Annotated in this window: 8 protein-coding genes; all 8 read right to left on the minus strand. The window is 66.0% G+C overall.

What is annotated here, in order from left to right:
* Positions 1 to 496: 496 nt before the first annotated feature.
* Positions 497 to 1,132, minus strand: coding sequence for a type VI secretion system-associated protein TagF (tagF, locus tag AC07OH_RS31740; protein ID WP_495303343.1), 636 nt, complete (start codon positions 1,130 to 1,132; stop codon positions 497 to 499).
* Positions 1,129 to 4,734 (minus strand): type VI secretion system membrane subunit TssM, encoded by a 3,606-nt coding sequence (tssM, locus tag AC07OH_RS31745; RefSeq protein ID WP_495303344.1) that lies wholly within the window; start codon positions 4,732 to 4,734, stop codon positions 1,129 to 1,131. Before tssM ends, tagF begins: the two co-directional genes overlap by 4 nt.
* A complete protein-coding gene (locus AC07OH_RS31750; protein ID WP_495303345.1) occupies positions 4,731 to 6,080 on the minus strand; it encodes a DotU family type VI secretion system protein in 1,350 nt (449 codons plus the stop codon). Before AC07OH_RS31750 ends, tssM begins: the two co-directional genes overlap by 4 nt.
* A gap of 32 nt (positions 6,081 to 6,112) precedes the next feature.
* A complete protein-coding gene (gene tssK / locus AC07OH_RS31755; RefSeq protein ID WP_495303346.1) occupies positions 6,113 to 7,444 on the minus strand; it encodes a type VI secretion system baseplate subunit TssK in 1,332 nt (443 codons plus the stop codon).
* Positions 7,445 to 7,527: 83 nt separating this feature from the next.
* Positions 7,528 to 8,661 (minus strand): DUF6708 domain-containing protein, encoded by a 1,134-nt coding sequence (locus AC07OH_RS31760; protein ID WP_495303347.1) that lies wholly within the window; start codon positions 8,659 to 8,661, stop codon positions 7,528 to 7,530.
* Entirely contained in the window at positions 8,658 to 11,699 is a 3,042-nt protein-coding gene (locus AC07OH_RS31765; RefSeq protein ID WP_495303348.1) for a T6SS effector BTH_I2691 family protein, read from the minus strand. Before AC07OH_RS31765 ends, AC07OH_RS31760 begins: the two co-directional genes overlap by 4 nt.
* 48 nt (positions 11,700 to 11,747) lie before the next feature.
* Positions 11,748 to 12,704: a DUF4123 domain-containing protein gene (locus AC07OH_RS31770; RefSeq protein WP_495303349.1), complete on the minus strand. Its 957-nt coding sequence runs from the start codon at positions 12,702 to 12,704 to the stop codon at positions 11,748 to 11,750.
* Between the two features lie 10 nt (positions 12,705 to 12,714).
* Positions 12,715 to 13,443 (minus strand): DUF2345 domain-containing protein (locus tag AC07OH_RS31775; RefSeq protein ID WP_495303350.1); only part of this gene is annotated, 729 nt, incomplete at its 5' end.

Genomic DNA, 13,443 nt, shown 5'->3' on the forward strand with positions numbered 1-13,443 from the left:
ACAGAAGGGCTTTGGATACCAGCGGGCCATCGCTTCGCTCGGCCAGTGGGCTGCAGCAGGCGCTTCGCGCCTGCTGCAGCGGGGATTGGTTGGTGCGTGGGCGTGGGCGTGGGCGTGGGCGTGGGCGTGGGCGTTGGTGTTGGTGTTGGCGTTGGCGTTGGCAAAGAACTGCGCGCCGGCGAAGCCGCGCGCGCGGGGTTTGAATTCGGCTGTTGGTACTGCATGGCCGAGCGAAGCGACGGCCCGAAGCTCCCCTCCCCTCTGGCTGCGCCGAGGAGCGGAGCGTTTCGCGGATCACGGCTCGCAGCTGTTTGAGCGAAGCGAGTTCTGCGAGACCCCGCGAAACGTGAGCACCGCAGGTTGCCCGTAGCGAAGCGGAGGGTCGCAGACAGTGGGGTCGCCTTTTCTTTGCTTACTTTCTTTTGGCGAAGCAAAAGAAAGTGAGTCGCCCGCCGGGGCGAGACCCGGCCTCGGAACCCAAAAGAAAGCAGGCACCTCATTCCCCACCCCCGAGAAACAAAGCGTCGAACTGCACATCCCGAGGAAGCCCCGTAGCCAACATCCGAACCCCGCCCTCCAAGCCAGGCGTCTCCATCCAAAGCGAGGTCCCCGCCAGCGGCAATTCAAGCGACCGATCCTCAGCGGAAGGCTCAGCAGCACCCCCCACAAACAACCGACTCAACGCCGCATCAAACCGCAGCGCATCCAAATCCCCTTCAAGCCCTTCCAACACGGCCTGCGTCCCCAACGCCCACCACCGAAGCGCAGCAGTCAACGTCACCCCACTCAAAACATCAGAGGAAGCAACACCCTCATCCAACTCAACAGCCAGAGTGAACGGAAAGTACCGCCCCACCCCATCCACCGAAGGCATCAACACCCCCATCCACCCTCGTTCCCCCACCACCTGCGCCCCCAGCACAAAGCACCACACAGGCGCCTCCAGGTAGTGAGCAGTCCAATCCGCATGCCGATCCCGCAGCCGTGCCAACCCGCGTTGCAACCACGGGTCCCAGACAGAGCGAAACGCCTCCGGCAACCGCCGATGCGCAAAGTCCCCCATCCCCGGCAACTTCCCGAACCAGCCGGGAAGTTCGTCGGAAACGAAGAGCGAAGAAGAGGCCAAGCTCACAACCCCTCCGGACAAGAAAACTCCCGCAACTCCTTCAACCGAATCGGATGCTGCACGCTGTTCGTCGTCACCTCGAACCGCGTCTTCCGCGCCCCCACCTGGAACGTGATGAAGAACTTCTCCGGCGCATCCCCCGCTTCCAGTTGCCCGTCATCCAAAGTACGGAACAAAGCCCAAGGCCCATCCATCGCCGACCCCGAACTCCCGGTCGTCGACGGCGGACTCACCTGAACGCGCACCTGGTTGCTCCCCTTCGGCCCCGGCCACTGCACCGCCATCGGCACCACCGGCCCGTGCGCGTACTTCACCAGTTGCCCGTCCACGTCGAGGATGAACTGCGTGATGCCCGCGTCCATCTCCACCGGCTTGAAGTCCAGCCGCATCGACGGCCCGCGACCGCCGCCACGGAAGAAGATGTCCTTGATGCGCGCCGCACGCTCGAACTGCGCCAGCGCCTGCGTGGTGATCGCGCCGCGCTCGGCCACGGGCTTGTAGCGCCACGGCCGGGTGCTGGTGTCGACCAGCGCGGCCAAACGCTTCTGGAAGAAGTCGTCCATCAGGCCGCCGGCGCCGAACATCTGGCCGAAGTCTTCGGGCAGCACATCGCGCTTGCTGCTTTGCACGAAGGGGTAGCGGCCCGCGATGGCACGGTTGCAGAACTCGGTCACGGGGCGCAGGTCCTGGCTCAGGTTGCCGCGCTCGGCCACCTGCGCCTGCGCGGCGCCGGTCTGGCTCAGGTTCTCGATCATGCTGCGCACCGGCTCGGGCAGGCGGCCCGCGTCCGACTTGAGCTTGCCGGCCACGTCGCCGGGCGGCGGCGAGGTGCGGCCCTTCACGGCCGTGTCGACGGCGTTGAGGTACACGTACACCTCGTTGAAGAGCTTGAGCGCATCGTCGATCGGCGCGGGCTGGTTCGGGCCGCCCGCGGTGACCAGACGGCGCAGCGATTCAAAACGGTCGTCCACGATGCTCTCGATGCGCTTGCCCGGCGCCACCTGCTTGCCGGGGTCGCTGCCGAACAGGTCCTCCAGGCCCTTGCGCGTGTTGCGCACGGTCTCGGTGGCCTTGCTGACGACGTCCTTGTTGGCATCGGCCGCGGGAATCAGCGTGGTCTGCTTGACCACCGCGCGCAGGAAGTTCGCGAGCGGCGAATCGACGCCCGACAGAATCCGCGCGGTCTCGATGTTCTTCTCCAGGCCGCTGACGCGGATCAGCCGCACGTCGGCCAGCAACGCCTCCCACTGCTTGACGTATTCCTCGAGGTACAGGCGCCGCACGCGGTCGGTGAGCGCGCCGAGCGCTGCGGCGTCGCGCAGGCGTTCGCTGGCGTTGCGGTCCTGCCCCAGCACCCACGGGTCTTCGGCGGCCAGCAGGCCGGTGAGCACCACGACCTCGTTCTGGAAGCGCTTGTGGTACCCGTCGTAGGTGAACATGCCGGGCACGCCCTCGCTCAACGGCTTGCCGCTGATGCGCTCGAACACGAGCGGGCCCGACGGGCCGGTGGCCTGCGCCACGCTGAAGCCCGGGATGTCCTTGGTGGCGCGCTGGCGCTTCAAGCGGCTGAACACACGCTGCTCCAGCGGGTAGCTCGCGAGCACGGCGCGCACGCTGCGCACCAGGTTCTCGTCCATCTTCAACGGCGAGCGCGGCGGGCCCTGGGCGATGAGCACGTCGAGCTGGTCTTCGAGCGCCTTGCGCTGGTCTTCGGGAATGCCGCGGTCGAGGTTGCGCGCCCAGTCGAGCGTGATCCAGGCCTTCAGCGCCTCGGGGTCGAAGCGCTCGGGCTGGTAGAGCATGAGGTAGCTCTTGAGCGCTTCATACGTGAACTCGAGGTTGTCCTTCTGCGCGGTGCGCAGCTGGTCCTCGATGCGCTTGGCGATCTGCGGCAGGAAGGCGTCGTTGAGCGCGCGCTGGTGCGTGAGCATGGCGGCGGCATCGAGCTTGTCGCCCTGGTACAGGCCCAGCGTCATCGACAACGGCTCGTCGCCCTGGCGGTTGTCGGGCGTCTTCCAGATGTCGCGCAGGCCCTGCAGCACGGGCGCAACCTCGACCAGGTTCTGCACGCGCGTCGGCAGCGCGGCCAGGGTCTTCTGCGCGGGCTCGACGCGCGCCTCGACCGACTTCAGGTAGTTGTGGTTCTGCCAGGTGCTGTAGCCCCAGGCCGCAAGCAGGCCGACGGTGAGCAGCGTCATCGCGGCCACGCCCGCCAGGCGCAGCGTGTTGCGGCGGCGCTCCAGCTTCACGTCGGCACCGGCCAGGCGCTGCTCGGGGAACACCACCTCGCGCAGCAGCGCGGTGAGGAAGTAGCTGCGTCCGCTGGACTTCTGCGGCGCGAGCATGGCGCGCTCGATGCCGAAGCTGCGCGCCAGGCTGCCCATCACGCGGTCGATCGGGCTGCCCTCTTGCGTGCCGCTGGTGAAGTACACGCCGCGCACCCATGGCGGTTGCGCAAAGCGCGAGCCGGTGAACACCTGTTCGAGCAGGTCGGAGAGCAGCGGGCCGACCGAGCCGAACTGCGCCGGAAAACCGAAGATCGCCGCGCGGCGCGTGCCGTCGGTCTCGCGCTGCATGCGTGCGATGAGGCCGTCGTTGATGCGGTTGTGCAGCAGGGCGAACTCGCGGTTGAAGGCGGTCGACAGGGCCTTCTCTTCGCGCTGCACGTCCTCGTCCGCCGGCAGCGTGAAGCCGAAGACCTGCGCGCGCTGCTCCTTGCCGAGGTCGTCGAAGTAGTCGGTGAAGCCGTAGAGCAGGTCGCTCTTGGTGACGAGCACGTACACCGGCAGGCGCGTGGTGAGCTTGCTGTCGAGCTCGTGCAGGCGCGCGCGGATCGAGGCCGCGAGCTGCGTGCGCGCTTCGGGGCCCTGGCTCAGCAGGTCGCCCACGCTCACGGTGAGAAACACGCCGTTGAGCGGTCGGCGCGGGCGCGCCTTCTTCAGCAGGCCCAGGAAGCCTTCCCAGGCGCTCTTGTCTTCCGACTGGTGGCTGTCCTGCGTGGTGTAGCGACCGGCCGTGTCGATGAGCACGGCCTCGTCGGTGAACCACCAGTCGCAATTGCGCGTGCCGCCCACGCCGCGGATGGCGCCGGGGCCGAACTTCTCGGCCAGCGGGAACGAGAGGCCCGAGTTGACGAGCGCCGTGGTCTTGCCCGCGCCCGGTGCGCCGATGAAGACGTACCACGGCAGGTCGTACAGGTAGCTGCCGCCCGAGATCGACAGCCAGTCGCGCCAGCCGGGCTTCTTGCCGGCGGCATGCAGGCGCATCTGCTTGAGCGTGGCGACGGCTTCGCTGAAGCGCGTGTCGAGGATCTTCTGTTCGCCATCGACCGACGCGCCGGTCTTGGCGGCGGCCGGCGCCTTCATCAAGCCGTCGGTCAGGTGCTGGCTTGCGCGGCGCGCGCGCCAGCGGCGGTACAGCGCGCGCAGCACCACGATGAGCACGATGACGCCGATGACGATGGCGCGCGTCATCTCGCCTTCGAGCGGCGCGAGCGAACCGATCTTCACCAGCGGGCCGATCCACCAGATCAGCAGCGCGACGACGATCAGCGCGAGCAGCGTCAGCAGCAGCGGGCTGAACAGGAAGCCGAAGATTTTCTTGATCATTTCGTCGCTCCTGGAACGGGAGCAGCCGGTGCAGCAGCAAGGCGCTCGGGTTCGGTCAGCAGCACGATGTCGACGCGGCGGTTGCGCGCGCGATTGGCCGGCGTGTCGTTGGCCACCACGGGCTCGGCGTCGGCCTTGCCGTCGGAGCGCATGCGCGCGGGATCGACCAGCGTGGAGAGCGCGCCCTTCACCGCATCGGCGCGCGCGGCCGACAGGTGCCAGTTCGACGGGTAGCGCAGCGAGCGGATCGGCTGGTTGTCGGAGTGGCCGGTGATGAGCACCTCGCCCTTCACCTCGGCCAGCGCCTGGCCGATGCGGCGCAGCACCGGCAGCGAGGCGGCCATCGGCTCGGCGCTGCCCGAACCGAAGAACGAATCGCCGCGCAGCCGCACCACGCTGCGGTCGGCCTCGTCGGTCACGGTGACCAGACCCTGCTTGATCTCGGGCTCGAGAAAACGCGCGAGCCGCGGCGACTTGGCCGGCGCGGCGGGCGGCGCGATCTGGATGTTCGGCACGCGCAGGCTCGACACGGCCGCGTAGGTCGTGTCCGAGCGGTGGTTGAGCGTGAGCCGCAGGCCGAACCACGCCAGCGCCAGCAGCAGCGCGAAGCCGGCCGCGAACACCCACAGCGGCAGCGACTCGCGCAGCCGCACCGTGCCCGCGCCCTGCCCGCGCCAGTGCGGCGACAGCTCGGGCTCGACGGGCGGACGGTCTTTGGCGATCAGATCGGCCAGGCGCTGGCGCACCGAGTCGAGCTGCGCGCGGCCGTTGTCGACCACGCGGTAGCGACCCTCGAAACCGAGCGCGAGCACGCTGTAGATCAGCTCCAGCAGCTGGCGGTGCGTGGGCACGTCCTGCGCGAGCTTGGCCAGCAGCTGGAACACCTTTTCGCCGCCCCAGGTCTCGTTGTGGAACTGCACCAGCAGGCTCTGCTTGTTCCAGCCGGCCTGCACGCCCCAGGGTGTGTTGGCCACGGCCTCGTCGAGCGCGGTGCACAGCACATAGCGCGCGGCCAGCACCGACTCGTTGCCCACGCCCGCGCGGCGCGCCGCGGCGTCGAACTGGTTCACCGCGTCGGCGGTGGACGCGCGCAGCGCCGGCACGTTGGGCGGCTGCGCAAGGTTGCGCAGCTTGCCGATCAGCACCAGCAGCTTGCCCGCGGCCGAGACCAGCGGATTGAGCAGGCCGATCTCACCCACCTCGGCCACGGGCGTCGGATCGACACCGCCGAAGAACGGCGCGGGCGCCGCAGCAGCCGGCGGCGCGCCGCCCGGCGTGCGCGGCTTGGGCTTGATGACCGTGCGCTCGGACTCGAAGGCGGCAAAGGGGTCGGGAGGGGTGCTCATGGTGATGTTCCGTTTCCGTCAGCCGGATGCGGCTAGGAACGAATGGCCCAGAACGCGAGATCTAGGCCGGGGAAATCGCCCGCGATGTGCATCGCGATGCCGCCCGATTGCTCGAGCTGGCGCCACAGGTCGCTGTTGCGCGTTTCGAGTTCGAAGTAGTTGGCGCCCGTGTGGAAGGGAATCTGGCGCGGCGCCACCGGCATCGGTGTCAGCGTGACGCCCGGCAGCGCCAGGTTCACGAGATCGCGGATGCGCTCGACCGGGCCGATCTTCACCTGCGTGGGAAAGCGCGCGCGCAGCGCCTCGCTCGGCATGTTCGCGTTCACCGCGAGCACGAAGGTCGCCTTGCGCTGCAGCTCGACGTCGGTGACCATCGCCACGCGCACGCCGTGCTTGCGGTCGTGCAGCTCGATGCGGATCGCCGACTGCTCGAACACCATCGACAGGCTGCGGCGCAGGTCGTCCATCACCGGGCGGAAGCTCAGCGCCAGGTCGTCGTGGATGTAGGGCCCGAAGCGCGTCACGCGGCGCGTGTCGCGGAAACTCGCGAGGTCGCCCGCCAGCCCGAGCGCGTGTTCGAAGAAATGCTGCGGGTGCAGCATCGCGCTCTTGGCGAGGTGCGCAAAGATGGCCTCGTTGCGGTTCACGGCCTGCAGCAGCATGAAGTCGGCGATCTCGGCCACGCCGCCGGTTCCCCCTTGCGTCATGCGCCCGGCCAGCGCCTCGCCGCGCTGGCGCAGCAGGCCCAGCAACTCGTCGAGCCAGGCGCGGATCACCGCATGGCCGGCCACGTCGAGCAGCGGCGGCAGCATCGCGCGGTCGAGCTGCACCTGGTTGTCGACCCGGCGCTCGACCACACGGGCCACGCCCAGGGTCGCCCAGGCGTCGGTGGCTTCGCTGGCGCGCATCAGGCGCGTGTGGAGCTGGCCGAGTTGCAGCATCGCGGTGCGCTCGCCGGCCGTGTTGGAGTCGGGCACGTCCGACTCCAGCACGCGGTGGCGCACCAGCTCTTCGTATTCTTCAGCGTCGGCTTCACGGGCTCCGGCGCGGCGCAGCGGCAGCGCCAGCACCACGGCCTCGTCGCGCATGGACGCAGGAATTTCGATGGGCTCGGGCAATGGATCGACCGCCGGCATGTCGAACACCGTGCCGTCGCCGAAGATGCCCACCGCCCGCACCAGCGCCAGCTTGCCCAACGTGAGCGCCGCCGCGTCGATCTCGACCTCGGCGAATCCCCAGGCGTAGGGCGTGGTGGTGCGCAACAGCACATGCCGCGCATGGTCGACATGGCGCTCGCTTTGCTGCAGGTGCTGAGGCTGCAACAGCATCCCCTCGCTCCAGACCACTTTGGTTCGCCAACTCATCCGCACTCCGTCTACGGCAAGGGTGCCGGGAAGTAAGAAGAAACACGAAGTTTCCGGCGCGGGGGGCGGGAGGCAAATCCGCCTTAAGGCCTAGCTAATGGCCTAGGTGGGGCGGGAGGGGTACGGCGAAGGGAGTAGATGCGGGGCCGGGCGTGGGCTTTGCGCTCCGACAGGAGCCAGCCGCAAGGTGCCGTCGACGCCCAGAATCGATCAGAGCTGGGGCGGGGGCCCGGCCGCAAATGCCGGTAAATGTCGCCGCGAAGGTCAAGTTCGTTGATCAATCGACCGATGGCTTGCTTGATCTCTTCGGGCCACTCGACCTTCTGTGCGGTCCAGACAGTCAGGCGATTGAAGAACAACCACAGCACATACAGCGGCACCGTGACAGGCATGCTGATGTACTTGAGCAAGGTCTTCCAAGGCTGCTCTTTCCAACGGCGCCCCGGCTGGTCAAGAAATGGGACGACCGCACCGAAGTCACTCCAGGGCACATACGCGCCAGTGTTCGACACCGGAGGGAACTCACCCTGCACCAGCGGCGCAGCGCCTTGCTCCATGTAGCGGCGGATGTACTCCCACAAGGCCGGCACGAAGTCGACGCTGGCGAAGGTGAAGCTGTCGATGATGGTTGGGTCGTCCTTGCTCTTTCGCACCAGGAAGACAAGGTGGTGCACACGACTCGCCGTGGCTGTGCTGGCTTGCAGCGTGGTGTGGTGCTCGGCGTCGATCAGGTCCCAGTCGTAAGCAACAAGGCTGGAGTTGCGAGGGCCGAAGAAGCGCCAGCGGCGGGCACCGGACTGAGTGACCTTGTAGACCTTGCGATGCTTGCGGTCGAAGTAGAGGGGGCTGTCGGCGGGGGCGAAGAGTTCGAGGTAGGCGAAGAATGCAAAGAAGGACCAGGAGCCAATGTAGGCGAAGGCGATAACGCCGTAGCCTTCGTACCCAATCATTCCCTCCAACATGAACGTTGTGAACAAGTACGTGCCAAGAACCCCAGAAACGAAGCCATACGTCGTATAAAAACCCCCTCCACCCGTCAGGTAGACCCTCTGAAACTCGATGGCATCTGGATAGACACCTGTGAGCTGTCCGCCATGGCCGGTTACTCCGGTGACTCTTTGTCTTTTGTTGGCATAGCGCTCCACAAGCCCGATGACCTTGCCATCGGTGCGATCCTCGTCGGTACTGCGCCCGCTGGTATTGATGCCGCCGATCATCGGAAGCCTCCCACGCCATCACCGCCGAACGGTGATCGTCGAGGTGCTGGCGCAGCAGGTGGCGCCGGATACTTCTTGAGAAGACGTTGGTTCTCCTCATCGGTCATGGGCTTGTAGACCATTTCGGCTAGCAGTTGGTACTCCAGGAGCTCCCTGTCCTTGTCCTCGTACCGCCCCTCAGTGTCACGGCCGAAGTACCCCCGCGCGATCCAGCGTTGCAGGTCGGAGCGTTCGGAAAAGACTGCCCACATGGTGGAGGCCACACCGGCGATCAACAGCACCCAGCCCGCACCGCTGATGAAGACCGTCACTCCTGCCACCAGCGCTTCTGCACTTGCACTGACGATGACGGTCAAGATGACGCGTTGCAGCCCTTTTTCGATCAGCTTCTTCGCTGCTACTCGTGCTGCTGCGCCGATGGCCCGATTGGTTGCGCCGCGAGTCAGGAAGTCTGCGGTGATTGCTCCCATGACTACGCTTATCAACCCAAACGCAACTGCGGCAAAACCATGCGCTGCGTAGGACTCCTTGTCTCCCTTCTGTTTCGCCTCCTGTGCTTTGCGAAACGACATCACCATATTCAACACGCCACCCGCCACACCCGTCATCGCCGCCCCCGCCTTCAGGTTGCTCAGCGAACGGCTGACCTGACTCATTGCGGTACCTCGAGCCGCCCCTTGCGCCTCCACCATCTGTATCTGAAGGCTCGCAGCCCTGATGTCCAGCAGCCCACCCGTCAGACCCGCCACGCCATCCGCCACGCCGAGTAGTTTGTCGAACAACCTGCCGTTGTCCCCCTTGCCCAGCTCCTGGAAAAAATCGCGCACCGACCAGATAAGGCCCAACCCCTGCACGACCATCACGGCGCCACCAAAAAATTGGTCGGTCCTGAGAGACCTCACATTGGCGCTGATGGCTTCTTTCGCGACGTGCGCCTTGACGTTCTTGACCGTTGCGCTGTCGAAGGACTGCAAGTTGGCAGCTTTCACGTCCTCCGTGAACTTTGCCATCGACAGCCCGCGCCGACTGCGCGGCGATGCCCCCGGTAGTTGCGCCGTCTCGTTCGGCATCACGTGGAAGTTGGCGGATTCCGCGTCCAGCATGACAACCCGTTGGACGACGATCCTGCTGCCTGCGGGCTTGTTACGTATGGCGCGGCGGTCGGCTTCGGAATAGTCGAACGGGTTCCTCTCCATGGTCGCCAGGACTGTTTCCCTTCGCCAGTTGGAGCGTATGACCACATGAAGGCTGGACGCGCCACCTTCAGCGGCGGCGCGCATGGCGTCCAGCAAGGCCAGCTCAGCCGCGGCCAACGCGGGCAGCCGTTGCAAATATTTCTGTGCCTTCTGCGGAATCGTCAATCCGTCCGACCATTTGAGGCTCAGTCCGAACTGCAAGGCGCCTGCAGCAATGGCGGCCAGGTGCCCGCCGCTCAGGCCCATGACAGCAGCCTTCATCCAGCTGTACTTCGGGCCCCATTCGGCGGTCACCAGCCCCTTGAAGATGTCCAGCGTCTTGTCGCGCATGTTGTCTTCGTTGTCGCGGTCGGCGTCGCCGATCAGCATGGCGTGCACCCTGGAGATCACGTCCTTCTGGTTGCCGAACATCGCGCGCAAGGGCACCGCGTGCGGGTCGGTGATCGGCCTTTCCAACATCCGCTCGAGGTACTGCGCATAGCATTCGGCAGTGCTCAAGGGCTGCGGGTAGTGAATCAGGTGGCTTTCACCCGCATAGATCGCGCCGGGGCTGGTAGGCGCGGTGTGCTTGTTTGGATCCCCCTCGTCGAAATGCGTCGCGAAGTACGCGAGTGTTGCGGGGCTGCTTGCCGCAGCGAGCCAATTCTGTTCGTGCAGGGCCAGGCGATCCGCTTCGATGCCGCGCCGGTTTTTGAAGTCCTGCATCCATCTCTCGTGTTTGCCCGCATCGATCTGGCTGGCGAAAGGTTTCCATTGCGCTGACCCATAGGCGTTTCCCCGTTCGTCGATACGCCGCTCGTGCACGGGGGTGCGGGGCCTGATCGCTTTGCCGTTGAGGCTGCCGTCTGCGGCTGCGCCTTGGGTGGGAAACCATTCATAGCCCCCCTCGCGGTAAAACGGGGTGCCCTTCAGTTCATTCCAGCGTTTCTGCGATACGTGGCCATCGGGCGTGGCACGCGCCTCGTCCATCGCTGCGCTCTCAATGGACACCTTGAGGCCGGAGAGCAACTGGTTCGTCATCAGCGGCCACGCGACCTCGGGCTGAAGAAGTGCCTCCTTGTCTCGCCTGTCGCGCGCCATGCGAATGCCGTTGAGGTCCGCCGCCAACCCCACCGGGTCTGGAATGGCAAGCACCATCGGCTTGCCTGCGTGGCCTGCGTTCTGCCGTTGCATGACAGTCACCAGGGCGCGGGCAGCTTGTGGCGCGGCAATGTCGCCGGGTGGATAGAAGGGCGTGGCGTCTTCTTCCAGGCCACCGTGTTTCAGGCTCTGCACTGCGTAGTCGGCCACGTGTTGTTTGAGCAATGCGGCATCGGCGGCGAAGCCGTGTGTCGGCGGATCGCCCGCGAGGTTCACTTCGACCATCCCGGCGGCTTTGGGGTCTTTCGCTGCGTTGCCTTTGACCGTGTCACTCCACCAGTTCATGCTGAAGCCGACCCACACCTTGGCGATGCGCTTGGGTTCGGCAATGCAGAGGGTGCGCACGTCGTGCGGATGGGTGCTCTTCGTGCTGCAGGAGAATTCGCTGCGATCGAAGACGAACGAGCCCTCGGGTATCAGGGCGCCCCGGTCGTAAACACGGTACGTCAGCCAAGGCTTGATCTGGCCCAGCGGCTTCTCGCCGGGGAAGAACACGTAGACGTACCCCTCGCGGCGCAGCAGGCGCAGGGCATATTTCGATTCCGCCTTCAGAGGCGGCAGGCCGAACGCCTTGACGGTGCCCGCATGCGCGTCGAGTGCGGCGATGCCCTGGGGGGCGATTGCCGGGTCCGTGGCCACTGCGGTGGGCCGCACCAGCAGGATCGACTGGCCGCTCTTGTTGTCACATATCTTGCAGGTCATGGGGGTCGGCGAGTGTTCGGGAAGGGTGGGGCAATGGATGCGACGCGGTCAGGGTTTGCGACCCGGCCGTGGCGGTGGCGGCGATGCGGTGTCGCTGTCAGCCCAATGCCCACGCAGGGCTTGCAGCCTGTCGGCCAGGGGCTGTTGCGTGTGCAGGCTGCGCGCGATGCGCCCCGGCAGATCGGGGTATTGCTCGAAGGCGGGAAACCGCAAGGCTTCAGCCGCATAGGCGGCCAGATCCTGAGGCTCGTGCAGGCCATGCCGGCGTGCGCGCGCAAGCGGCGCCATCACTTGCGCCACGGCGTCGTCTGGCAGCGGGTGACAAAAGCCCTGCCATGCCATCAGGCTGCGGTTGATGGCTTCAGCCTCGATCACGCATTGCCAGTGCGCGGCGTTCAATTGCAGCGGCTGATTGGCGGCCGAGCCGGACTGGCCTTGCAACATCTGGAGCGCGAAGTTGGCATCGAGATAGATCCAGTGCGCCATGCCTTTCAACTGCCGCGGCCAATCGATCACTGGCGATTCAAAACGGTGCAGCAGTGCCAGCACGCGGCGATCAGCCAGGCGCAGATAGTGGCCGCCGCCGGGCGCATTGCGCGCCTGAAGCAGCGCGCCGATCTGCCGAGCCAGCGTGGCACCATCATTCGGCGCGTGCGACTGCAGCCAGCCGCCGATACGGCAGGGGCCGCTTCCGTTCGCGCAGGCGCGCAAGTGCTCTTCGGCGGCCCAGGCGACGCTCTGCGCGAGCAAGGGGTCGTTCGCATCCCGGAGTTCGACCAGGTAGGGCAACTGCTCCGCAGGCGATTGCAAGGCGTCGCCGGTCACGGGATGGCGTGGATGGGTGTCGATTGGCTGCGAAACATCGCTGGACATCGGATCGATCAGCAAGTACACGGGGCCAGCGGCCAACTGCCGTGCGAGCGACGACATCACCGCATCGAGGAAATCGGCAGGCATGGCATCCCAGGGCCAATCGACGGGAGTTTCAAAAGTGGAAGTGCGCATGGCTGTCATGTCAGATGACTCCAGCGCCACCGATTGCCCGACCGCCGTTCGCCGGGCCACAGCCCTTGAACGTTTGCGGACTCAGCGGCAACTTTGCCGGACCCACCTTGACATGGCTCGCCGCATGCTCGATCCACCCACCCGGCGTTCCGTGCAAGATGCTTGTGCTGCTCCACTCCGTGAAACTTCCACCGCCGTTGACCACCACTTTGATCGGTGCGGTGATACGGATCTCGCTGGTGGTGCTTGCGATGCGGACGGCCTTCTTGGCGGTCAGATTCATCGCGTCCTTGTGCGCTTCGATCTGGAACTTGCCGTTGCCAGCGATCCACTTCATGCCGCCTCGAAGCGCAAACAAGCGAATGCCGTTCTTGGCGCTGACGAGAAGTCGTTTCGCCGCACTGATGCTGGTATGGCCCTGGCTGCTGATCGCGATGTGCTCGCCAGCCTGAAGATGAAGGCTGCCGGGCGTGGTGGCGGCGAGGCCTGCGGCACTGGCGAGTACCAATTGGGCTTCAGTGAGTTCGGGGAATCGGCCTTGGGCCTTCTCACCACCGCTGCCCTTGATGACGTCGTTCTGCGCTTTGAGCGCCTGGACCACCAGAGCTTGGTCTTCGCCCCCGCTTTGAGCTTTGGCTGTCGCCGCAGCTTCCGCAAGACCTTCGTGCTGGTCCTGAGCCGCCTTCAACCGCTGGGTTGTCTCCCCCATGTCCTTGGCATGGTTCGCAGCATTGCCCCT

Source organism: Variovorax sp. GW821-FHT10C12, assembly GCF_059415405.1.